The sequence below is a fragment of the Marinomonas rhizomae genome (assembly GCF_003315485.1).
Lineage (GTDB): Bacteria > Pseudomonadota > Gammaproteobacteria > Pseudomonadales > Marinomonadaceae > Marinomonas > Marinomonas rhizomae.
Genome location: NZ_QNSE01000007.1, coordinates 65,815 through 88,577 on the forward strand (window position 1 = coordinate 65,815; position 22,763 = coordinate 88,577).

17 protein-coding genes are annotated in these 22,763 nt (G+C 44.9%); 12 read left to right on the forward strand and 5 right to left on the reverse strand.

Translation table 11 applies throughout. From position 1 onward, the window contains the following. The 4 genes from DFP80_RS09975 (at position 1) to DFP80_RS09990 (ending at position 6,869) form a co-directional block, all read left to right on the forward strand. Entirely contained in the window at positions 1-888 is an 888-nt protein-coding gene (locus DFP80_RS09975; RefSeq protein ID WP_113916661.1) for an iron-siderophore ABC transporter substrate-binding protein, read from the forward strand. After that, positions 888-2,864, forward strand: coding sequence for a Fe(3+)-hydroxamate ABC transporter permease FhuB (gene fhuB / locus DFP80_RS09980; RefSeq protein ID WP_113916662.1), 1,977 nt, complete (start codon positions 888-890; stop codon positions 2,862-2,864). Before DFP80_RS09975 ends, fhuB begins: the two co-directional genes overlap by 1 nt. Positions 2,865-2,955: 91 nt before the next feature. Beyond that, on the forward strand, positions 2,956-4,611 hold the full coding sequence (locus DFP80_RS09985) for a multidrug ABC transporter permease/ATP-binding protein (protein ID WP_113916663.1): 1,656 nt from the start codon (positions 2,956-2,958) through the stop codon (positions 4,609-4,611). A 35-nt stretch (positions 4,612-4,646) separates the two neighbouring features. Next, the gene (locus DFP80_RS09990; RefSeq protein WP_113916664.1) at positions 4,647-6,869 is read left to right on the forward strand and encodes a TonB-dependent siderophore receptor; all 2,223 of its coding nucleotides are present in this window, start codon (positions 4,647-4,649) and stop codon (positions 6,867-6,869) included. Between the two features lie 87 nt (positions 6,870-6,956). On the opposite strand, the gene DFP80_RS09995 is transcribed toward DFP80_RS09990, so the two are convergent. The 4 genes from DFP80_RS09995 to DFP80_RS10010 all read right to left on the reverse strand — a co-directional run bounded on the left by DFP80_RS09995 (position 6,957) and on the right by DFP80_RS10010 (position 10,019). Further along, entirely contained in the window at positions 6,957-7,646 is a 690-nt protein-coding gene (locus tag DFP80_RS09995) for a 4'-phosphopantetheinyl transferase family protein (protein ID WP_113916665.1), read from the reverse strand. Position 7,647: 1 nt separating this feature from the next. After that, on the reverse strand, positions 7,648-8,223 hold the full coding sequence (locus DFP80_RS10000; RefSeq protein ID WP_113916666.1) for a nitroreductase family protein: 576 nt from the start codon (positions 8,221-8,223) through the stop codon (positions 7,648-7,650). A gap of 170 nt (positions 8,224-8,393) precedes the next feature. Next, positions 8,394-9,212 carry an SDR family NAD(P)-dependent oxidoreductase gene (locus DFP80_RS10005; RefSeq protein ID WP_113916667.1) on the reverse strand — a complete coding sequence of 273 codons (819 nt, stop codon included), beginning with the start codon at positions 9,210-9,212 and terminating at the stop codon, positions 8,394-8,396. Between the two features lie 30 nt (positions 9,213-9,242). Next, positions 9,243-10,019 (reverse strand): CmcJ/NvfI family oxidoreductase, encoded by a 777-nt coding sequence (locus tag DFP80_RS10010; RefSeq protein WP_113916668.1) that lies wholly within the window; start codon positions 10,017-10,019, stop codon positions 9,243-9,245. A gap of 133 nt (positions 10,020-10,152) precedes the next feature. On the opposite strand from DFP80_RS10010, the gene DFP80_RS10015 reads away from it, so the two are divergent. The 8 genes from DFP80_RS10015 to phnE (DFP80_RS10050) all read left to right on the forward strand — a co-directional run bounded on the left by DFP80_RS10015 (position 10,153) and on the right by phnE (DFP80_RS10050) (position 19,552). After that, positions 10,153-11,082: a LysR family transcriptional regulator gene (locus DFP80_RS10015; protein WP_113916669.1), complete on the forward strand. Its 930-nt coding sequence runs from the start codon at positions 10,153-10,155 to the stop codon at positions 11,080-11,082. Between the two features lie 152 nt (positions 11,083-11,234). Next, on the forward strand, positions 11,235-12,176 hold the full coding sequence (locus DFP80_RS10020; protein WP_113916670.1) for a 2OG-Fe(II) oxygenase family protein: 942 nt from the start codon (positions 11,235-11,237) through the stop codon (positions 12,174-12,176). A 373-nt stretch (positions 12,177-12,549) separates the two neighbouring features. Beyond that, on the forward strand, positions 12,550-14,442 hold the full coding sequence (locus DFP80_RS10025) for an ATP-binding protein (protein ID WP_113916671.1): 1,893 nt from the start codon (positions 12,550-12,552) through the stop codon (positions 14,440-14,442). Further along, positions 14,443-15,810, forward strand: coding sequence for a sigma-54-dependent transcriptional regulator (locus DFP80_RS10030; RefSeq protein WP_113916672.1), 1,368 nt, complete (start codon positions 14,443-14,445; stop codon positions 15,808-15,810). A gap of 218 nt (positions 15,811-16,028) precedes the next feature. Then, entirely contained in the window at positions 16,029-17,078 is a 1,050-nt protein-coding gene (phnD, locus tag DFP80_RS10035) for a phosphate/phosphite/phosphonate ABC transporter substrate-binding protein (protein ID WP_113916673.1), read from the forward strand. A gap of 87 nt (positions 17,079-17,165) precedes the next feature. After that, complete coding sequence (gene phnC / locus DFP80_RS10040; RefSeq protein ID WP_113916674.1) at positions 17,166-17,951, forward strand: phosphonate ABC transporter ATP-binding protein; 786 nt, start codon at positions 17,166-17,168, stop codon at positions 17,949-17,951. Continuing rightward, positions 17,939-18,733, forward strand: a complete 795-nt coding sequence (gene phnE, locus DFP80_RS10045; RefSeq protein WP_113916675.1) for a phosphonate ABC transporter, permease protein PhnE — start codon at positions 17,939-17,941, stop codon at positions 18,731-18,733. Before phnC ends, phnE (DFP80_RS10045) begins: the two co-directional genes overlap by 13 nt. A gap of 21 nt (positions 18,734-18,754) precedes the next feature. Further along, positions 18,755-19,552 carry a phosphonate ABC transporter, permease protein PhnE gene (gene phnE, locus DFP80_RS10050; RefSeq protein WP_113916676.1) on the forward strand — a complete coding sequence of 266 codons (798 nt, stop codon included), beginning with the start codon at positions 18,755-18,757 and terminating at the stop codon, positions 19,550-19,552. Positions 19,553-19,634: 82 nt separating this feature from the next. On the opposite strand, the gene DFP80_RS10055 is transcribed toward phnE (DFP80_RS10050), so the two are convergent. After that, a complete protein-coding gene (locus DFP80_RS10055) occupies positions 19,635-22,763 on the reverse strand; it encodes an efflux RND transporter permease subunit (protein WP_113916677.1) in 3,129 nt (1,042 codons plus the stop codon).

Genomic DNA, 22,763 nt, shown 5'->3' on the forward strand with positions numbered 1-22,763 from the left:
ATGAAGTCTTATCTTTCCTATCTAATAGTGCTTCTTGCCAGCTCTACGAGTGCGAGTGCAATGGCGACACAAGAACCAACAAATTATCTACCAACATCTTCACTGAAAGTGGCAACCATAGACTGGACACAAACCGAAACCTTATTAGCACTTGGGATCCATCCCATTGCAGCAGCACAAGTGATTGACTATAACTCATGGGTAAAAGCACCAGCAATCCCATCAGATACCTTCGATCTTGGCTTGCGAACACAACCAAACCTAGAACGCTTGTCTGAATTAAAACCAGATCGTATTTTTATCTCTCCCATGTTTCAATCTCTCGAACCTCAACTATCACGTATTGCTCCAGTCACAAACATTGCTCTCTACAAAAAAAACAGCATTTCATGGCAAGCGCTAAAAGATTTCACGCGCACAATAGCATCTCAAACTAAAACAGAAAAAGCGGCTGATAAACTGATTAACCAATCAGAAGCTAAACTGGCTCAATTAGCACAAAAAATTCCGGCAAACACCCCAAAACTCATCATGATCCAGTTTATGGATGCACGTCATGTTAGGGTATTCGGAGACAACAGTTTGTATAAAGTTGCTGCCAATAAAATTGGCCTAGACAGCGCTTGGCTTGGTCAAACCAATGCCTGGGGGTTTTCTTTAGTTGGCATAGACAAGCTAAACGAGATTAAAGGTCAACTTGTTATTATCGATCCTCTTCCAGCTGGTGTTGAGCAACATTTACAGAATGACCAATTTTGGCAATATTTAGTGAAGCAAACTGGCAAACCCGTTTTAAAAATTTCGCCTGTATGGAGTTTTGGCGCCATACCATCAACAGTCAGGTTTGCAACATTGCTTACAAATAAGCTGACTAAGGAGACAAAATAATGCGCCTATTTCCGATGGGGCTTATTACTCTATTGGCCGCCTTAGTGTTGCTTTTAATGAGCTGGCAATTATCGACCACAGGGAACTTTGCTCAAAATATATCGAGCCTGTTTGAAACAAACTGGCAATCAAATGCTTCGGTCACCTTCTCCCTAACTTGGTGGCCACGTTTATTTACAACACTTTTATGTGGTGCAGCACTAGCGGTTGCAGGCGTATTAATGCAGCAGGTTCTCCGCAACCCAATTGCCTCACCCTCAACCCTAGGTGTTGCCAGCGGTGCTAGCTTTAGCTTAATGCTGGCGACAATATATGCACCTTGGCTTATTGAGCTTTCCCATAGCTTAGTCGCTTTGGCAGGTGGCTTAATTACCATGGGGTTAGTATTTGCCCTATCTTGGCGTAGAGCTTTATCTCCAACTATCGTCGTTATATCTGGATTGGTGATCAATTTATACTTCAGCGCCTTCAGTACGGTTTTGTTGATGTTAAACCAAGAGAAATTATCAGGTTTGATGATTTGGGGTGCGGGATCTTTGGTACAGACTGGCTGGGATAATGTCAGCTATTTATTCCCTAGAATTATAGCCGCCGTTATTGTTGCCTTCATTTTTCTTAAACCCTTGAGCCTTTTAGAGCTAACTGAATCAGGCGCAAAAAGCCTAGGCGTATCTTTGGCTAAGCTACGTTTTGTTTGCCTTGGCTTAGCTGTGCTGCTTACTTCTTGGGTTGTTGCAAGTGTTGGTGTTATTGGCTTTATTGGTCTTGCTGCCCCAGCTATAACGCGATTAGCAGGAATTCATCGACTCGTTCCCAAGCTAATCACATCCATGATTATTGGCGCACTCTTACTCACATTAGCTGACTTACTCGTACAGAAATTACCTGGAATAATGGCAATGGTGATCCAAACAGGTGCGGCTACAGCAGCACTTGGCGCCCCACTGATGTTATGGCTTCTTCCAAAACTCTCAATACGCAGCCAAACCCAAGTAGAAACTGTATTAACGAGACATGTAAACCAAGTTAAAAGACTACACAAAACCGCCATCTTATGGGCATGTGGCGCTCTGATTATTGGCCTGTTTATTTTTTCTACCATCTCTATACAAAGCAATGGCTGGCAATGGCTGGTGCTCAGTGGCGACTGGTCGATGTTGGAGTGGCGTCTGCCGCGGCTAATAACAGCATTACTAGCCGGAGCCATGCTTGCCATTGCAGGGACAATCATTCAGCGACTCAGCGGAAACCCGATGGCAAGCCCGGAAGTGATAGGCATCAGTTCAGGTACGGCTATAGGCCTAATAGTGGCACTTTATGCAGGCTTAGCCACCAGCACGATAGGGCTTTATCTTGGAGGTTTATTAGGCGCATTAGCTACTATGCTGCTGATTATACTATTAAACAAAAAATCTGGTTTTCAGCCAGAGCGAGTGCTCTTAACAGGTGTGGCTATAACCGCCTTGATGAATGCTATACAAAGCTTAATTTTAGCGGGCGGAGATCCTCGCAGTTATGAGTTTCTTGCCTGGCTTTCCGGTTCAACCTATTACGTTACAGTAGATACTTTATTGCCGCTGCTGATTATTACTGTGGTACTTACCTGCGTCGCTTTTGTATTTTCCAAATGGTTGGACATATTACCTCTAGGTCAAGCAACAGCTAGTGCTTTAGGTATACGAACAGCTTCATCTCGCTTGATTCTTTTGTTCTTGGCAGCCTGTTTAACCGTCGCTGCAACCTTAGTCGTTGGCCCACTAAGTTTTATTGGGTTAATGGCTCCCCATTTGGCCCGCCTATTTGGCTTCAGCCGAGCCAAAGAGCACCTTATTGCCGCTGCATTAGTGGGTGGCTTTCTGATGCTTTTATCTGATTGGCTTGGCCGACAATGGCTATATCCGCAAGAAATTCCAGCGGGTATGGTCGCCTCAATTATAGGTGGATTGTATTTAATGTGGGGACTACGACGACTCTAGGCCATCTTACTTATATTAAATAAGTGATAAAACACTAAGTAAATAAGAATAATAATACAAATCAAAAATATTGATTTTTAATAGAGATATCATGAACCTACTCCGTCAACTAGCCAATAACCAATTTAAGGCACTCTTTATTGTCGTGCTGCTTAGTATTGCTAGTGCATTAGTTACCCTAAGTGTCATCGCATTTATCCAATACAGATTATTAGATGCCGTTAATCCGACACCGACTGTCATGTGGCAATTTTTATTACTCTTAGTGGTATTGCTAACGATAGCAACTTGGGCTCAAGTGGCACTACATAAGCTAGGTCATCAGTTTGTCTATTTAAAGCGCTGTCAACTCATCAAACAATTAATCAATACAGATATTGAGAAAGTCGATAATATTGGTAGCGCCCGCCTGCTCGCCTCATTAAGTACTGACATTCGTAGTGTCACAGTAGGTTTTGTGCATTTGCCCCAACTTATTTATGGTGTTGTACTTACCATAGCGGCAATGCTTTATCTGGCCTTTCTATCACTTCCGCTATTTACCATTAGTTTGCTCACACTTTCCCTTACCGGCTTAATTGGCTTTAGCCTCATCGGAAAGATTACTTTTCATATCAAACAAGTACGTGAATATGACGATAGGCTGTACAAAGATTATCAAGCCATTATTGATGGCCGCAAAGAGCTGGCACTCAACCCAAATAAAGCCAAACGTTACTTCGAAGAAGAATTTGCCCCGAATGCACGACATTATCGAAATCAGATAACTAAAGCTGATACCTATAACGGTTTTGCTGCGAATATGGCAAATACCTTAATTTTAGCGCTCGTTGGTTTAAACTATTATACGGCGCTGAGCTTTAACTGGGCCAGCTTCGAAGTCGCATCTTCTTTTGCCCTCGTTATTCTGTTCATCCGCACTCCTTTAATGACAGCGATCGCTTCTTTACCAACTTTGGTTACAGCAAACGTATCGATCAAGAAGCTAGAATCCTTGGCTCTGGATGATAAGGCGGAGTTCACGTCTCAACAAAAAAACCTAGTCACATTCAAATCACTAAGTTTGAAGGAAGTCACTTATCAATACCAAGCAGACTCAGAAGAAAGCGCGTTTCAAGTCGGCCCGATCAATTTTTCCGCCGAACGAGGACAGATCATCTTCATTATTGGCGGCAATGGCAGTGGGAAATCGACCTTTTCTCGCTTATTAAGCGGCCTCTATCTCCCGCACTCTGGCCAAATACTGCTTAATGACACTCCAGTTCTAGCCGAGCAATGGCCAATATATCGACTGCAGTTTTCCGCTGTTTTTAGTGATTATTACCTTTTTCGTCAGATCGTCGATAGCCATGGTGATTACGTTGACGACACGGTAATTGATGAATGGCTAAACCATCTAGAAATGTCCCACAAAGTCTCTCATACAAAGGGGCATTTATCAGACACTCGCTACTCTCAAGGGCAGCGTAAACGGCTAGCATTACTTGCAGCTGTCATGGAACAGCGCGGCTGCATTCTTCTTGATGAGTGGGCAGCTGATCAAGATCCAAGATTCAGAAAAATATTCTACCGAAAACTACTACCACAATTAAAAAAACGCGGCGTCACTGTCATCGCAATTACTCATGACGACAAATATTTCGATTCTGCTGATCGAGTTTTCAAAATGGATTTAGGCCGTTTAAGCGAGCTCAGCCTTTCTGAACAGCGACAAAACCAGACCATTCTTTCACAAGCTACTTCCTAGAAACACGCTCCTCAACGAATAAAAAAGGACAAGACATGAAACCACGCTTTACATTAACCCCTGTGTCATTGGCTATTGCTTTGGCACTATTAACCAACATTACTCATGCAGAGGAAATGGGAACGCTTGTTATAGAGGACGACACAGAACAAAGTTCTACCACCAACAATTTCAACTATGTCAGTAATGTTGCCCAAACGGCGACAAAAACAGACGAACAAATCACCAAGATTCCTCGCGCCGTTTCCGTAGTAACCCGAGAACAAATGGATGATCGAGCACCAATCAGCATATCTGATGCGCTGCAATACACACCAAGTATTCAGACAAATTTTTATGGAGAAGACAACAAGCAAGACTGGTTTGTTATTCGCGGGTTTAAACAAGCCAATAACGGCTTATACCAAGATGGTACACGCCTTTATTCATCTGGCTTTTATAGCTGGCAAATTGACCCTTTTATGTTGGAGCGTATCGAAGTATTACGCGGACCTGCTTCCACACTGAATGGTCAAACACCCCCTGGTGGCGTAGTGAATGTCATCAGTAAACGAGCTCAACTTGAAGAAGATTTTGGTTCAGTGACAGGAACGGTAGGTTCCTATGACCGCAAAGAAATCAACCTTGATGTGAACAAGGTCATCAATGATAAGCTAGCGTTCCGCATGGTGGCACTCACTCGTGAGAACGGTACCAAGGTCGACGGTGTAGAAGCGAACCGCACACTACTTGCCCCCTCTTTAGCCTGGAAAATCAGCGATGATACTAAGCTAACCGTGCTTGCAAGTTATCAAAAAGACGACTCGGATCCCTACCTTCAATTTTTACCGATGGAAGGCACTTTAACATCTAATCCAAATGGTAAAATTGGTTATAACACCGCTTTAGGAAATGCTGATTGGGAAACCTTTCAACGTGAACAAACTTCGGTAGGCTATGAGCTAGAGCATGCATTCAATGATAACTTAAGCTTCCAACAATCAGCTCGTTTTAGCCACATGGATATTTACTTACGCCAAGCATATTTTGGACGATATTCAGCTGATGTCCCTACCTATGGTGCTCTTCTTGATTCAACAAATAGTCGAAGCGATATTGTCAGGCTTGCCTCAACCGCTGATGGCTACTCTGATGCCTTTAATATTGACAACCGCTTTATTTATAAAGTCAATGTTGGCAGCACAAAACACACAGTGTTAACAGGGATAGATTATCAAAGTATTTATATTAACAATAAAGACTATGCATCAGACCCTATTATTGCCGATGGAAACAAGATAGTTCCCGGTCTTAACATTCCGGACCTTAGGTTCAATATTTATAACCCAAGCTATAGCAACAATATTGTCTTACTAAATTCCAGCACATTCGCAACGCTAACAGATGCAGACCTACAGACCACGAAAACTAAGAATCGCCAATTAGGTTTCTACCTTCAAGACAAAGCTAACATCACAGACAAATTTACCGTCATTGCAGGCGCACGTTACGACGATACCAGTAACGAAACGAACAATACGTCGACCAATACAAAAACGGACATAGACCTCCATCAATGGACAGGAAACCTAGGTGCGTCTTATCAGTTAGATAATGGTCTGGTTCCTTATGCCAATTACGCCCAGTCTTTCAACCCGATTCTTGCTTTGGATGCAGACAACAATCCAGCAAAACCGGAAAAAGCAGACAGCTACGAAATAGGTGTAAAATTCAAGCCACAAAGCTTTGATGGACAATTCGGTATAGCAGCTTATCAGGTCACCAAAGAAAATCTAAGCAGCGGTTCCAGTGGCACAGCTAACTTCCGTCAACTCGGAGAAGTACGTAATCGAGGCATTGAATTTGAAGCCATTGCTAATCTAAACAGAGCCGTCACGTTAGTCGGCACATTGAGCTATGTAGACTCAGAAATTATTGAGGATACCAATAGCGCAAATGTCGGCAAAACACCAGCTCAAATCGCCAGTAAGCTGGCTTCGGTCTGGGCTAACTACAACGTCATTGACGGCATACTAGATGGTTTAAAATTGGGTGCTGGCGTGCGTTATATCGGTGAAACCTACGCAGACAATACAGAAACCAACAAAGTACCGTCTTATGCGCTTATTGATGCCATGGCAAGCTACCGAGTTGATAATTATAAGTTCCAATTGGTCGCAAAAAACCTACTCGATAAGGAATACATCGCTACCTGTAGTGGGTTCTGCTACTACGGCGACAGTCGCAACATCATGGCCAGCGTGACTTACGACTGGTAATCGTGCCAATGCTCTTTGAGTTTGAAGAGCTTTTTGAATTTGAGAGCCTCGTATTTTGCAAAATACGAGGCTCTTTTTTTTATCGATTCACTCAAGACGAAAATTAGAGAACTCAGGCACTCCAGAAGTCCAATCATCGAGTCTAATATCCGATATAAATAGGCTTTCAGACCAAGCGACGGTAATCACCCCCCAGTCAAAAGAAAAGCTTTTCACACTATATTTTTTGCCTTTCCATGGTAATGAATAAGACTGATCACTTAGTAAACTTGGGAGACAATTAATACTATTTAAGTCATCTATCAAACCGCTTCCACAAGCTTTGAGCAGTGCTTCCTTCGCCGTCCACAACGTAAAGAAACCTTTATTTCGTTCACTGCATCTATCAAGTTGCTGTATCTCATCAGGGTGACAGACCATCTCAATCATTGACTCAAGATCAGCCATTTCCCGAAAACACTCGATATCCACACCCACAGCACTTTTATCAGTAGATTCGACAAGAGCAACCGCAACTGAGCGGATACTGTGACTAAGGTTAAAAGCTATACGTTCTTCTACAAAAGGCTTGCCTGATGAAGTTTGATCAAAACACCATTCAGATGCTTTTTTACATGGAAAATAATGACTCAAAGTCTGTCGTTTGAAAGCATGCGCAAAAGTATATTGTTCACGTAGATGTTCAAATCGAAACATTGAAGCACGTTTTTTTTCGCTGTCATCAAGCGTACTATTTACAGGAAAAGCCTTTTCACTAAATGCGATCGTCAATAGCATACTACTCCCAAGGCTGTAAGCCGCTTTCTTGATTCCACTCAAAAGTATAATCTGCAAAGGACTTTCGCTTAGCTCGTGAAGTACGCTTTGGCGTTCCCAAGGATATAATCCCAAGCACTTGGTCTTTTTCACCCATGCCCATTATCTGACGAAGCGCGTTATCTGTTTCTTGAGTATGCCAGATTCCACCAAAACCCATTGCATGAGCCGCCAATAATATATGCTCACAAGCGGCAGCGCCTGCCAACTGTTGATCTAATATCGAAACACTCGTGTCTTGGCTTATAGCGGTATAGACACAAATCATCATTGGCGTATTAACAATCTCTTCAACAAAATGCTGAAAATATACTTCATTTTCCACTTCACCATCGTAAATAGTACGAAGTAATCCCTCTAAATCTTTCATTCCTTGTCCCTGAATCACCACAAATCGCCACGGCTTTAAATTACCATGATCAGGAACCGTCATCGCTGTCTGTAAAATCTGAGCTAATTCTTCTCTATTTGGCCCAGGCTGTAAAAGACAGCCACGAGCGTAAGAGCGCCTACTAAGCAAAGCTTCAATAGCATCCATAAAATGTTTTATCCCTTATCATTTAAAAAACTAAGATTAAGGTACGATTAAAACAAGTTCATCAGTTTTCTTTCCAACAGTACAGACAACAGCAAAGCCCGTTTCATGCGAATAACACATTCTTTTTCAAGAATGTGTTATTAATCCCATTGAATTTCTCTCGCTAAACGTTATGCCACCTGAACACCAAACTGATCAAGAAGTTCATCCATAGCCTTCACCAAAGCATCATTTTTGCCACTGTTCAATGCATCTGGATGAGGTTGCGCCCAAACACCAATGTCATTATCAAAGTAACGCCCCGTCCCTTTGGCAAACTCATCACTCAACGCCGCGCGCGTCAAGATATCTGCGCCGATGCCTAAATCTTTACCGTCTGCCCCATAGGCTTGTTTCACCATTTTGCTGCCTAAAAAAGACGCTGGATTGACTGCAATGATGGCGGTTGCATCGCTTCCTAAAGCATCAGCAAGCTGAAAACTCCACATGGTAATCGCCAACTTACTTTGAGCATAAGCATCACTGTCAGACATCAACAGGTCACCTTTCAGAGCCTCCAATTTAACCGGTGCTTGCGCAGCAGAGGACAAATTAACCACTCGACCAGCTGTTCCCATCAATGGCAACAACGCCTTGGTCAACACATAAGGCGCCAGTGTATTAACAACAAAACGCACATCAAGGCCCTTTTCAGTCATCGCGTTTGGCACTTTATACACACCCGCATTGTTAATGAGTACATCAATCGATGTGTATTTCGCCTTGATTTGATCCGCGAATGCCACGACCTGCTCAAGATCCGATAAGTCCGCTAAAAAAGCGTCCAGTTCCACCTCAGGAAATTGCGCCTCTATCGCCCCTTTTGTTTGCTGCAATTTAGCCTCACTACGGCCATGTAGCAGCAACGTATGCCCTTCTGAAGCAAGTTTTTTAACAGTTTCAAAACCAATGCCATCAGTGGCACCTGTGATTAATATGGTCTTTTTCATTTTTGTATTCCTATTTGTCCAAGTCTGGGTCTAGTCGTATCGTACTAACGTACGAGTTTCGATGCTTTTTCTGGGTGTACTCGCAACTTGCCCAACCACATCCAAAGCACTGTGTGCTAGATAAGGTCGATGCTGGTTGTCATAAACATTAAAAATGGCCACTTCATCAGGCGTCATATTAGACAGATAAAACCATTCATGATTTGGGTTTTCAGCGACACCTAAAATCTGTCCCTGCCGATCTGGGTAGATCAATTCAATGGTCATCCAATCTTCCTTTGTCATAGAGTTAGGACGAATAAAACCCAATGGAGAGCTGGTAATCGGCATTGCCAACGGACGCCATACATTAACAAAGCCAAACTGCCCCTGTTGATAATCGGTCGCTCGTGCCTCGCCCAACAAATCAATCAACCGTTGATTCGCGCCTTTGGCACTGAAATCGTTATGAACATTTCGAGCAGGCTTTCGAGCAGAATCCGGCTCATCGACACGTACCGTATGATCAAACACCAACACTTCTTTCGCTCCGATACCACTAACCAATAAATCAGCAATCTCTTGATTATACTGAGCTTGCCAATCCTCTCCCGTAAAACGACTAACCGCTGATCGAGACGATAAAAAAACGATGCCATCGTCATCAAAGCCGAGCTGATTCATCCGATCTCGCCAATCTTTCACCTCAACATGAGCCGCGACCAGCTCAGGAGACGATAGGTTGCCAACAACCCCATCGACATCGAAACGAAACGCCTGAGGCTGAGCACTGGTTACATGATAGTTAACAGAGGCTGTTATGTTCACTTTTACTCTCTCCCGTATGGATAGATAAGCAGGGATAGGCCACTTACTTTTGAATGACATCAGCATAATACTTTGGAAAAAAAGGATAAATGATTTATAAATGGAATCAGAATTCTGATTTTGGAGATAATAGATGGAAACGAACGGCATTAAGTTATTTGTATTGGCCGCTGAAACCCTAAACATCAGTGCTGCTGGTCAGCAATTAGGACTTACCCCCTCTGTGGCCAGCGCTTGGCTGTCAAAGCTAGAAACACAGGTGGGCGCTGATTTGTTCCATCGTACGACTCGAAAAGTAAGCCTATCCATTGAAGGTAAAGAATTCTTGCCTTATGCCAAAGAAATATTGGCGCAACAAGAATCCGCTCTGGCAGCACTGGGTCGTGGCAATCCAAATGTCAGCGGAACATTGCGTTTTGCCGCCTCAAGTACGTTTGCTCAACGCTATGTCATGCCGATTTTGCAGGAATTTTTAGAGCGCTACCCTGACATCAATGTCGAGCTCATGTTGTCAGATAGCCAAGTCAAACTTATTGAAGGTGGCTTTGATCTCGCTCTACGTAACCTTGCTGCCGAAGACAGTAGTTTAATTGGTCGCCGACTTGCCAGTGATACACGAGTCTTATGCGCCTCACCTGAATATATCGAGATTCACGGTACGCCAGAAACACCTGAAGATCTCACCAAGCATCAACTACTGGTGTTTATGAACGCTAAAGCTCGAAAGCTCATCGCGCTCTCGGATCAGCAACAATACACCTTCCCTCCCGCCAATACGAAACCAAGAGTCGTTTGTGATGATGGTGCCAGTCTGCGCATTGCAGCGAAAGCTGGATTAGGAATTTGCATGAGCTCACTCTGGAATATCCATTCCGAGCTTCTCGACGGATCCTTAGTGCGCGTGCTGCCGGATTACCAAATTGATGACCAAAGTGCTGTATGGCTCGTGTACCCTAAGTCCAATGTACTCACAGCCAAAGTCAGGGTATTTATTGATTATTTATTAGAAAAGATAGGCGATCCGCCAATTTGGGAAGATGAAAAACCAACATTTACATCGTAAATCCCATAACGGAACCGAGTATTATATTCAAAATCGAAATAGTGATTCAACATTTAGCATCTTTATCCAGAAATTTAATCTAATTACACTTACCTCATCATCAACAGTGACATTCACTGCTAACCAGATAAAAGATTATGAGGAGAAGGCAAATGAAAAAAACAGCCACCCAAATCAACGATATGACATTTGATTCGTTAGCACAGGCTCGTGCGCTGACGTTACCATCACGCGACAGCATGCTGCAGAGAGCGCCTTCAGTTAAACACTTTTGGGACAGCAACACGCCACTGTTAACCGCAGCTTGGAAAGCATGGGAAGAGAATGGGGAAGCCCCCAACCTTAAACCAGATACCTCTTTATTGGACGCCAAACTGCGCGATGCCGTCGAACAGGCTTGGCAAGACCCAAATAAAGAAGCCGCGGTAAAAGACCTTTGGGAAGAAGTGTCAACTGGAGTATATCAGGCTCAATTCTTTGACCCTCAACGATTGGCTGAACTGCGTCAGTATCTTAACGCGGTGGCCGATGCAGGTATTCCAACTCGACCACCTTATGGCATCGCACTCAATCGTCATGGCGCGATGCTCGACCCTCGTTCAGAAGGTTATCTAGCCGCACCAGCGTTTCAAGCTTTTTACCGAGAGCTGATGGATCAATACATGCGTCCCATTGCACGTTTATTGTTCCCAAACATTATGGGTTACGACAACCAAACATTCGGTTTTTCCATCCAATATCAAACCGGTATGGATACGTCATTACAGCCTCATACGGATGCCAGTGCCGCCACATTGAACATCAATATGAACTTGCCTGACGAGACATTTACCGGCTCAGAAGTGGATTTTTATGATCGCCAGGAAGGGACGGTCAACCGACTGACCTTCAAACCAGGAACGGCCATGTTGCACCTTGGCGGGGTTCCGCATGCGGCTCAACCGATCACCAGTGGTACTCGCAGCAACATGGTACTCTGGCTTTACGGAGACAGGATGCAAACGCCTATTGCCGGCCGCCCAGCCGATCCGGTAGAGGCACATCAACGCTGGACAATCCCAGATGTCGAATTGGATCAATTCGCTCCGTTTTAATACCGCAGGATGGCCTCCAAACAAGGAGGCCATCCTCACTCTTGTATTACCCACCTTTACTCTTACCCATCATTAGTTCTGGAAGACCACACCTTGTTTTTGAGACTTTCTAGAACAGTAGACTCTAAAAGCATGAAGTTTAGAGTTAGTGACTATTCACTTACAATAAGACTTCTATTCGATTTTAAGCAGTAGCTCTCGGAAAAAGAGCAGATATAATCGACACAGATCATGATGAACAAACAGCATAAACACTTGTGATGGGACATTTTTGTCCTCAATATAGGCTCTAACCTAACAAGGATAAGACATCAAAGTTGGCATCAATCTTTCATTAGGTTAATACATTATAAAAATAATAGGACATACCAACATGGGCATTCCCAGTTTTTCTTGGCTGCGTAACATTGGCATCGGTGGCAGGCTATTTTTAGCTTTTGTGTTGATCTCTTCCATTACTATTGTGGCAAGTGGAATGGCAACCAATACCTACTTACAACTCAGTGATCGTCTTCTTTTACTAAAGCAGCAAGACATTCCAGGGTTAGACGCCGCTGCTCGACTCAACGATAAAAGCCGACAAATTGTTGCCACCGCTCCGCTTCTGGTAACCAGCGATTCTTCCGTTGCCAGAGCAAAAGCCATGCGCGAACTCAGCTCCGCCATTCGAGAAATGGATTCACTGATGCGTAATCTACCGGATTACAACCGATACTTTCTTGAGCTTATTACACAAATTAGCAACAGTTTGACGCTGTTAAATCAAAGTGTGGAACGTCGCGAAGTCATCCGACAGGAGCTCGCCAAACACTCTTTGTTCATCTTCCCATTATTCCAAGACATCATTCATCAAGTTGATCAGGTACACCATACCCCTGAGTTAGAAGAAGTTCTCCACCGACTCTACTACTTTTCTGGCTTAATCGAAAAAGTCAGCAACGATACCTCCTTTAACGAGCTTGACTACACCTTCCTAAGGCTCGAAAAGTTGGGAGACGACATAGCGGAATACCTTAACTTGCTCCCACAAGTTCCTGCCTCCTTACAGGAGTCGTTATTTGATTTACTCATCATGAGCTCTAGACAAGGGCAATTCTTTCAACTCAAAAATGAAGAATTAGACCTGCTCTATCAGCAAAGTTTTCTCTTAGAAAACAGCCAACAGCACATTCAACAGCTAGCCGCTCAAATCAATCAATACACAAATAACACCAACACCAGTATTCGTGGTTCACTCGAAAGAGCCATTAAGTCCATACGCGGTAGCATTCGCAGCATTTTACTCTTGTCTCTCATTAGTCTGAGCATTGCTTGTGCCATTTCTTGGTTCTACGTACGTCGCAATGTCTTGCAACGCATCATTGAGCTACAACAAAATATGCGCGCCATTGCCAGCTCCCAATTGGACACTAAAATACGCATTGCAGGCCATGACGAAGTGTCTAGCATGGCCCGAGATCTTCAATACTTTCAGAAAACCGCGATCGAAGTGGAACAAACCAATCAAACACTCGCGGCTGAGATCGAAGAAAGAGTCGCGGCGGAAGCACAATTAAAAGCCGCCCAGAACGAGTTGGTACAAGCCGGTAAACTGGCCGCGTTAGGTAAGCTTGGTGTCGGTATTACCCATGAAATCAATCAACCACTCACCGCCATTGCCAGCCACTTGCACACCGCAGGGCGGCACATGGAAAAAGAGCAAGTGGACAAGGCACAAATAAGCCTACAAAAAATCAGTCAATTACTCATCAAAATCACTCGCATCACCAAGCATCTCAAAGCCTTCGCACGTGTTGCTGGAACCGAACTAACTCCCGTTTGCTTAGACACAGTAATTCGAGACGCGATCGAACTTATGTCGAGCCAGATTGCAGACCAAGATTGCCAACTTGATTATCAAATAAGCACCTCTCCCCTGTATGTACTGGCGGAACCCATTCGCTTAGAACAAGTCATGGTCAATCTCATTAGTAACGCCGTTGATGCCCTATCAAGCGCAACCTTAAAACAGCTGTCCATCGACGTTTATGAACAAAACAATAAGGTTATCATTGATGTCAGTGATACTGGCATAGGCATTGAAGAAGGCCAGATAGAACAAATTTTCGATCCTTTCTTTACCCAAAAAGAAGTAGGACAAGGGCTCGGGCTCGGTCTGTCCATTAGCTATAACATCGTCCAAGACTTTGGCGGCCAGATCCGAGTTTCATCCACTCCCGAAACAGGCAGTCGCTTCACCTTAGAATTAGCAAAGGCAGTACAATAAATGCTCAACACAATAAAAATAATCATGATCGACGATGATCAAACCATCATTGAAGCATTAACGGAAATGCTCGAACTCGAAGGCTTCCAAACTGAAAGTCACAGTCGAGCAGACAAGGTCATTTCATTACTCAACAAAGACAGCCCTGTTGTCGTGCTGAGCGATGTGAGAATGCCAAAAATGGACGGTATGAATCTACTGGCTCATTTACAGCAATTAGATAACGAATTGCCCGTCCTGCTAATGAGTGGTCATGGTGACATCCCAATGGCCATTGAAGCCATGAAGGAAGGAGCATATGACTTCCTTGAAAAACCCTTACAACCCGCTCAGCTTATTAATCAATTACAAAGAGCGTCCGAAAAACGCCAGCTGGTATTAGAGAACCGCAAGCTCAAACAGAATCTTGCCCAACAATCCGGCCTAGAAGCCTTAATTATTGGTGAGTCAGCGGCCATTAAAAACATTCGTCAACACATCTCCTCTCTGGCACAAGCAAACGTTGACACCATTATTTATGGTGAAACCGGGTGTGGCAAAGATGTGGTTGCTAGAGCATTACACCAATTCAGTCTAAGAAACAAAGGTCGCTTCATTGCCATTAATTGTGGCGGTATCAGCGAAAGTCTAATCGAAAGCGAGTTGTTTGGTCATGAAGCAGGCTCCTTTACTGGTGCCAATAAACGCCATATCGGTAAGATCGAAGCCGCGAATGGGGGCACATTGTTCTTAGATGAAATCGAAACCATGCCTCTTCCAGTGCAGATCAAACTGCTGCGAGTTCTACAGGAACGTACCATCGAGCGAGTTGGGAGCACCACGCCCATTCCCGTTGAACTCACCGTGATTGCCGCCAGCAAAGAAAACCTCGCACAACTTGGAGAGGAAGGAAAATTTCGTCAGGACTTATTTTACCGACTCAATGTCGCCAGCCTCACCATTCCACCCCTTAGGGATCGACCCGAAGACATTTTGCCTCTTTTTCATCATTATGCTCGAAAAGCGTCTGACCATTTTTCTCGGACGCTGCCTAGCATCACGCCCTCCTACCTAGATTATTTAATTCAACATCAGTGGCCGGGCAACGTCCGTGAACTAAAGAACGCCACCGATCGCTTTGTGCTCGGTATTAGCGAAACATCACTGGCGTCAATCAAACGTCAGGATGACATCAATGGCAGCTACGAAGAACGCATGGATCAATTTGAACGCCATATCATTGAAGAAGGACTCAGAGTGACAAACGGCCTGTTAAATGACGCGGCGGAACTGTTGGATATGTCACGCAAAACGTTATATCGCAAAATGAAAAAACACCAATTGGACAAACAGCAATTTAAGACCACCGAAGGCGAAGGACACGAATGACCCATTTCGCATTTTACGATGAGACTAAAGCGTCCCAAGCTTCAAGCTCGCGACGCTTAAATAATATCAAGACTCTGTTTTAAAAGGCTTTTTTAATATTGGCATTTGCCTTGCTCTATAAGATTTAACCCGACACTAACGTGGGGTTATCTCATCTCCGACAACGGAACCTCCCGACCGGTGATAACAATAAAAAATACATCATGAGGAAAACCATAATGCCTATTAAATTATTAACAGGTTTAGTGCTATCAAGTTCACTACTGTTAAGTGCCAATGCCGCCCTAGCAGACACATGCAGCTATCGTGGCGTGCTGGACGATAAATTCTGCGACGAAAACTACGACCTAGTGGCCGATCTACCAAAAGATTCAAGCCAATGGCGTGATCCAAGCACACTTGTCTTTACTTACACCCCAGTTGAAGATCCAGCCGTCTATAAAGACGCGTTTAGTGATTTCCAAAAATACCTTAGCGATGTCACTGGTAAAAAAGTGGTGTATTACACCGTCCACTCCAATGCCGCTGAAGTTGAGGCGTTACGTTCTGGCCGATTGCACATTGCTGGTTTCTCTACCGGACCAACAGGTTATGCAGTCAATCTAGGCGGCTTGGTACCAATCGCCGTAAAAGGAACGGAAGAGTCATTTCAAGGCTACAACTTGATCACCATCGTTCGACAGGACAGTGACATTAAGAAGATGACCGACCTGAAAGGCAAAGTCGTTGCTCACACGTCCGCCTCTTCCAACTCTGGTAACTTAGCACCACGCGCCATCTTCCCAGCACTTGGACTCACACCAGATAAAGACTATGAAGTGAAATACTCTGGTAAGCATGACCAATCTGTCATGGGTGTATTATCGGGCGATTATGAAGCCGCGCCTGTTGCTTCCGATGTGTTTAAACGCATGGTGGATGCCAAACGAATCAACAAAGAGGACTTCCGTATTATTTATACCAGCCCTCGTTTCCCAACGTCCTCTTTTGGCTACGCTCATGACTTAAACCCTGAGTTGGTTGAAAAAATTAAAGAGGCTTTCTTTACCTTCCGCTTCCCAGCTGACATGCAACAAACCTTTGGTGGTGCTGACCGCTTTTTCCCTGTGACCTACAAAGAAGAATGGCAGGTCATCCGAGACATTGCTCACGCATCCGGTACAGCCTATACCAAAGCGGGACTGAAACAGCTCGCCGAAGCCGATGCTGCTAAAGCCGCTGCCAAAAGAGCGAAAGCCGCCAAAGCAGCAGCCAGCAAAACTCAGTAAACCGCCTTTAACTGACTACCCATTTACATAAAGACCAGCAACCTGAGTCATCAGGTTGCTTGGCATTCTTTGTCTTTAGGAAACACTATGTCTGTCACTCATAACACAGCTGAGCACTCTAATTTTCTTGAAATTCGAGGCTTAAAAAAAGAATACACCGCGGGTAACCCGATCCTAAAAGGGATCGACATTAACATTACTGAGCCCGGTATTATCGCCATCATTGGCCCCTCTGGAACCGGTAAAAGTACATTATTGCGCTGTATCAACCGCTTAATTGACCCTACTGATGGACAAATATTATTCGACGACAGTGACCTATGCCTCGCAAAAGGTGCGCAATTACGCAAACTGCGCCGCCAAGTCGGCATGGTATTTCAAGAGTACAATCTGGTCGAACGTTTAACCGTAATTGAGAATGTCCTAACAGGTCGTCTTGGCTACATGTCGGCCTGGCGAGCGTGGCGTCGAAAGTTCAGCCAAGAAGACATCAATACCGCGTTTGAATTATTGGACGCAGTGGGCTTAAGCGAACATGCGAAGAAACGAGCTGACAGTCTGTCTGGCGGCCAACGTCAGCGAGTGGGTATCGCCAGAGCTGTCATGCAAAACCCCAGAATTCTATTGGCCGATGAGCCAACGTCTTCACTTGACCCTAAAACCGCTGTCGAAATCATGGAGCTTTTACAACGATTCTCTGATGAGAAACAATTGCCAACGCTGGTGAATATCCACGATGTAAAACTGGCCAGTCGATTTGCCAAACGCATGATCGGCATGAGTAATGGCGTAGTTGTCTATGATGGACCACCTGAAGGCATCACGGATGAGCATCTGAAACAGATCTACGGAGGCGAGTCATGGCTGGTATAAATTCCCCACAAAACCGAGAAAATCCCTTTAAACAAAACTGGTTTGTGACAGCTATCTGGCTAATTGTTATCGGCTACGTAGTGTATTCTTTTCAGGCAATGGGCTTAAGTTGGGAGCGTTTTAACGATGGTCTTGGCCATGCCAGCAACCTGTTAGGACGAATGGTTCCACCCAATTTTAGTCGCTGGTCTCTCTTACTCAGTGGCCTCATTGAAAGCTTAGAAATTGCCATTATCTCGAGTATTTTTGGTATTTTCTTCTCTCTCTTTTTAGGGCTGTTTGCCGCTCGCAACCTAATGCCAACTTGGGTCAGCACGCCAGTGCGAATGCTGATCGCCCTTTGTCGTACCTTTCACCCTGTAATCATTGCCATCTTATTTGTAAAAAGCGTGGGATTTGGTGCGTTAGCAGGGATTTTAACCTTAATCGTGGCGTCGATAGGCTTTATTGCCAAACTCTTTGCAGAAGCCATTGAAGAGATATCCCTAAAACAGGTTGAGGCCATCCGTGCCACCGGTGCAGGCTTTACCAGCATTATTTTATTCTCTGTCATGCCACAGGTATTTTCGCGCTTTATTGGTTTCTCGACCTATCAACTCGACTCCAACTTGCGTAACTCGACCATGGTCGGGATTGTCGGCGCCGGTGGATTGGGTGGTACGCTCTTCTCCGCCTTCCAACGCTTCGATTATGATTTTGTCGCCGCCATCCTCATCATCATTATCGCACTCATCATGTTTGGCGAATTCTTATCCAATATCGTACGCCGCATTTTCCGCTAGCCTGACCTAGGAATACACATTATGAACACAATAGATCACCACTGGCAGCGCTTTACACTAAAGCAGAAATTGTCTCGCTATGCCGTTTACCTCGTGCTCATCATAGCGTTTGTTCAATCCATAAAATCCGTTGAGGTGATTCCTGAGTTTTTGCTGGATGCCCCTGAACAAATGGCCGATATGTTTGCCCGTATGTGGCCAATTGATTTTGCGTATTATCCCGTCGCAGTTCATGACGCGATGATTGAAACGCTCAACATCGCCACACTCGGCACACTTATCACCCTCATTTTCGCCATTCCGTTAGCGTTAATGAATGCCAGTAACATCGTGAATTCGGCCTGGTGCCACTGGATCTCTCGGTTCTTCTTAGTGTCATCACGTTCAGTTAATTCACTAGTGTGGGCACTTCTGTTTGTCTCCATTTTTGGCCCTGGTGTGATTGCTGGAGTCTTGGCCATTGCCTTTCGTTCTATTGGCTTTGTCGGCAAGTTACTGGGCGAAGCAATAGAAGAAGTCAACATGGGGTCCATTGAAGCACTGAAAGCCACGGGAGCATCATGGTTGTCGATTTTGCTCAAGGGCTATTGGCCACAAGTGTTACCGGCTTTCTTCAGTATCGTACTGTTTCGTTGGGACATTAATGTCCGTGAGTCAGCCGTGCTTGGTTTAGTGGGCGCCGGTGGTATTGGTGTGGTATTAGACGACTCAATGAACTTGTTTCAATGGGATAGAGTCGCCATGTCTCTTTTGGCCATTTTCGCGGTCGTCATAATCGCCGAAATTGTGGTGGTGAATATTCGAAAACGTTTAATCTAAAAGGCTCAACACTTTCTACTTACCCACAAAAAAAGGAGCCAATCGGCTCCTTTTTTATTCATCAGTGCTTAAATTATGAAGCTTAAGCGTCGTTCTCTATTGAAGACAAACCATCAGGGCGTTTCGGGAAGATACGACGCACAATGACGAAAAACAAAGGCACGAAGAAGATCGCCAAAACAGTCGCCGTCAATGTACCACCGACAATGCCTGAACCAATCGAGATACGACTGTTGGCACCAGCGCCACTAGACAAGGCCAAAGGCAAGGTGCCGACAATGAACGCCATGGACGTCATAATAATAGGACGTAAACGAAGACGTGCTGCTTGCGCGGCCGCTTCCCATACATTAACGCCTCGTCGATAAGCCGCTTCCGCAAACTCCACAATCAAGATCGCATTCTTTGAGGACAAACCAATGGTGGTCAACAAAGCGACTTGGAAATACACATCATTTTCCAACCCTCGCAGATGCGCGGCTGCCGCGGCACCAATCACCCCTAATGGGATCACTAAGATCACCGACAATGGTACAGTCCAACTTTCATACAAGGCCGCCAAACATAAGAAGACAACAAGGATAGAAATACCGTACAAGATTTGTGTTTGGCCGCTTGATAAACGCTCTTGGTAAGACAAACCACTCCAAGCACCGGTAGTACCGGCTGGCAGCTCATCAGATAAGCGCTGTAATTCATCCATCGCTGCCCCAGAACTTACGCCATCCGCTCCCGAACCTTGCAGTTCATAGGATGCCGAACCATTGAATCGGCTTAACGTCTTAGGACCATAAGTCCATTGGCTATTCGCAAAGGCCGAGAAAGGTGTCATGGTGTTATCACTGCCACGAACATACCAATGCTGAAGGTCTTCAGGTGAAGAGCGATACTCCGCTTCGCCTTGCATATAAACCGTTTTGACGCGTCCACGATCAACAAAATCATTCACATAACTGCCCGCCCAAGCACTGCTTAAGGTCGAGCTAATGTCTGACATAGACAAACCTAAAGCCGAAGCTTTTTCTTGGTCAATATCAATGTGTAATTGAGGCGCTTCCGACTGAGACCCCAAACGCACGCCCGACAATAGAGGGCTAGCATTGGCATCCTGTAACAAGGAGTCACGCATCGCCAACAAAGTATCTCGGTCAGTATTACCAGACGCTAACAATTGGAAAGTAAAGCCGTTACTTTGCCCTAATCCCTGGATAGAAGGCGGAATCAAAGAAAAGATCATCGCATCCTTGATACCACCAAAGGCACCATAAGATCGACCGACAATGGCACCGGCACTATTCGCAGGACCAACACGCTCACTCCAGTCTTTTAGGGCGATAAAAGCCATACCTGCATTCTGTCCGGTTCCCATAAAGTTGAAACCTGAAATGGTGAAGACGGCTTTCACGTTGGCTTTCTCTGCCACCATAAAATGCTGTTCCACTTGACGCATGACTTTATCAGTACGGGACAATGACGCCCCTTCTGGTAACGACACCATGACCATCACTCGGCCTTGGTCTTCCGTAGGCAAAAAGCCTGATGGCAAATTCATCATCAAACCACTTAAACCCGCAACAATCGCACCATATACCAGCATCCAACGAACTGGCTTTTTGATGATGCTGCTCACACCACCAAAGTATTTGTTGGTTGCACGATCAAAATTACGGTTAAACCAGCCGCCTAAGCCTTTTTGTGGCGCATGGTGATTGGGTTTTAACATGGTTGCACACAAGGCTGGGGTCAGCGTTAACGCGACCAATACCGATAAGGTCATCGCCGCCACAATGGTGACCGAGAATTGACGGTAAATAACCCCAGTAGAACCACTGAAGAACGCCATAGGTAGGAACACCGCCGATAGCACCACAGCAATACCGATCAAGGCACTGGTGATCTCCTTCATCGACTTGATGGTGGCTTCTTTTGGTGACAGTTTTTCTTCTTCCATCACCCGTTCGACGTTTTCCACCACGACGATGGCATCGTCCACCAGCAGACCAATCGACAGCACGATACCAAACATGGTCAAGGTATTAATGGAGAAACCAAATAATTCCAGTACCCCAAATGTACCCAATAACACCACTGGCACAGCGATGGCTGGGATTAATGTCGCACGCCAATTTTGTAGAAATACGAACATCACGATCACAACTAGCGCGATGGCTTCGAATAAGGTTTTTACCACCTCTTCAATCGAGATTTTGATAAAGCTCGTATTGTCCACAGGGAAAGATAACTTATAACCATCCGGCAAGTTCTTTTCCAATCCACCGAGAACGTCTTTAACTGCCTCGGAAGTGGATAAAGCGTTCGCACCAGGTGCCAACATAACGGCCATACCTGAGGCTGGGTGACCATTCAAACGCGGAATGAAAGAGTAGCTTTCACTGCCCAATTCCACTTTTGCGACATCACTCAAACGTACCGTTGCGCCACTGTCATCGTAAGCCAAAATAATGTTTTCGAACTGTTCGGCGGTTTGTAGTTTAGACTGTGCCGTAACCGTCACATTCAACTCTTGACCATCCACAACGGGATACGCACCAAGGCTACCCGCTGCCACTTGAGTATTTTGTGCCGTAATAGCAGAAGAAATATCCGACGGCATCAACTTATAAGACGCCAGTTTCAGTGGATCAAGCCAGATACGCATCGCGTATTCCGCACCAAAAACTTGAACGCTACCAATACCATCAACCCGAGAAACCGGATCCTGAATACTGGACACCAAAAAGTCCGAGATGTCATTGGCCGTATCGGTATCCGTTTCATCGTAAATAGCAGCGACTAATAAGAAGTCAGTATTGGATTTCTCAACGGTCACGCCATTCTGTTGAACTGAATTAGGCAGACTGGACGTCACTTGCTGGATTTTGTTTTGCACTTGAACCTGTGCAATGTCCGCATCCGTACCTTGTTCAAAGGTGACATTAATACTGCTTCGACCAGAAGAACTGCTTGAGGAAGAAAAATACAACAGTCCATCAAGCCCAGTTAATTGTTGCTCTAGAACCTGAGTCACACTGTTTTCGACTGTTTCCGCCGAAGCACCAGAATACGTCGCTGAAATGCTCACCGTTGGGGGGGCAACGTTAGGGTATTGTCCTATAGGCAACGTATTAATCGATGCCAGACCGGCCAACATGATCGCAATGGAAATAACCCACGCGAACACTGGACGATTGATAAAAAATTGCGCAAACAT

What these genes read in the sequence shown, in the direction of transcription:
- DFP80_RS10025 (WP_113916671.1), top strand. Translation starts at nt 12,550, where the DNA reads ATGGGCATTCCCAGTTTTTCTTGGCTGCGTAACATTGGCATCGGTGGC.
- DFP80_RS09975 (WP_113916661.1), top strand. Translation starts at nt 1, where the DNA reads ATGAAGTCTTATCTTTCCTATCTAATAGTGCTTCTTGCCAGCTCTACG.
- DFP80_RS10015 (WP_113916669.1), top strand. Translation starts at nt 10,153, where the DNA reads ATGGAAACGAACGGCATTAAGTTATTTGTATTGGCCGCTGAAACCCTA.
- DFP80_RS09995 (WP_113916665.1), bottom strand. Translation starts at nt 7,646, where the DNA reads ATGCTATTGACGATCGCATTTAGTGAAAAGGCTTTTCCTGTAAATAGT.
- DFP80_RS09985 (WP_113916663.1), top strand. Translation starts at nt 2,956, where the DNA reads ATGAACCTACTCCGTCAACTAGCCAATAACCAATTTAAGGCACTCTTT.
- phnC (WP_113916674.1), top strand. Translation starts at nt 17,166, where the DNA reads ATGTCTGTCACTCATAACACAGCTGAGCACTCTAATTTTCTTGAAATT.
- DFP80_RS10000 (WP_113916666.1), bottom strand. Translation starts at nt 8,223, where the DNA reads ATGGATGCTATTGAAGCTTTGCTTAGTAGGCGCTCTTACGCTCGTGGC.
- fhuB (WP_113916662.1), top strand. Translation starts at nt 888, where the DNA reads ATGCGCCTATTTCCGATGGGGCTTATTACTCTATTGGCCGCCTTAGTG.
- DFP80_RS09990 (WP_113916664.1), top strand. Translation starts at nt 4,647, where the DNA reads ATGAAACCACGCTTTACATTAACCCCTGTGTCATTGGCTATTGCTTTG.
- DFP80_RS10005 (WP_113916667.1), bottom strand. Translation starts at nt 9,212, where the DNA reads ATGAAAAAGACCATATTAATCACAGGTGCCACTGATGGCATTGGTTTT.
- DFP80_RS10055 (WP_113916677.1), bottom strand. Translation starts at nt 22,763, where the DNA reads ATGTTTGCGCAATTTTTTATCAATCGTCCAGTGTTCGCGTGGGTTATT.
- DFP80_RS10020 (WP_113916670.1), top strand. Translation starts at nt 11,235, where the DNA reads ATGAAAAAAACAGCCACCCAAATCAACGATATGACATTTGATTCGTTA.
- phnD (WP_113916673.1), top strand. Translation starts at nt 16,029, where the DNA reads ATGCCTATTAAATTATTAACAGGTTTAGTGCTATCAAGTTCACTACTG.
- DFP80_RS10030 (WP_113916672.1), top strand. Translation starts at nt 14,443, where the DNA reads ATGCTCAACACAATAAAAATAATCATGATCGACGATGATCAAACCATC.
- phnE (WP_113916675.1), top strand. Translation starts at nt 17,939, where the DNA reads ATGGCTGGTATAAATTCCCCACAAAACCGAGAAAATCCCTTTAAACAA.
- phnE (WP_113916676.1), top strand. Translation starts at nt 18,755, where the DNA reads ATGAACACAATAGATCACCACTGGCAGCGCTTTACACTAAAGCAGAAA.